Source organism: Capnocytophaga sp. oral taxon 863 str. F0517 (assembly GCF_000466425.1).
Lineage (GTDB): Bacteria > Bacteroidota > Bacteroidia > Flavobacteriales > Flavobacteriaceae > Capnocytophaga.
On sequence record NZ_KE992136.1, the window covers coordinates 1 to 482 of the forward strand.

Below are 482 nucleotides of genomic sequence, written 5' to 3' on the forward strand. Positions count from 1 at the left end.
AAAAGTCACTTACAATCGTTCTTTGACGGCAACAAATGGCTTATCAAACGCCGTCAGAAATCTGATGTGCCCTGTAATGTACGCCTATTGGATATAGCCGAGAAAATTATTGAAAAATATGAGGGTACGACTCGTACAGAGGCACTATTTCCTACGCCCTCCAACACTAATTGCAACCTCCTGATCAAAAAGATGATGAAAGATTGTAACATCATTCGTGAAAAACCCATTTCATTTCACTGGGCACGCCATACCTTTGGTACTCTGTTCTTAACAGAAGGGGTTCCCTTGGAAAGCGTTAGCAAGATGATGGGACATAAGAATATCAGAACCACCCAGATTTATGCTAAAATCACCAATGAGAAAATCAGCAAGGATATGGAAATTGCTGCCGAACGATTAAAGAATTTAAAGATAGGATAGCTTCTCAGTGTCTTTTAAAAATTAGAAATCCATTGATAACATTTCAAAAAGAGATGTGT

The 482-nt window shown here is 38.4% G+C and carries 1 protein-coding gene; it reads left to right on the forward strand.

The genetic code is table 11. From position 1 onward, the window contains the following. The coding region (locus HMPREF1551_RS06020; protein ID WP_021628182.1) for a site-specific integrase at nucleotides 1-423 on the forward strand (423 nt) is incomplete at its 5' end. Nucleotides 424-482 lie beyond the last annotated feature (59 nt).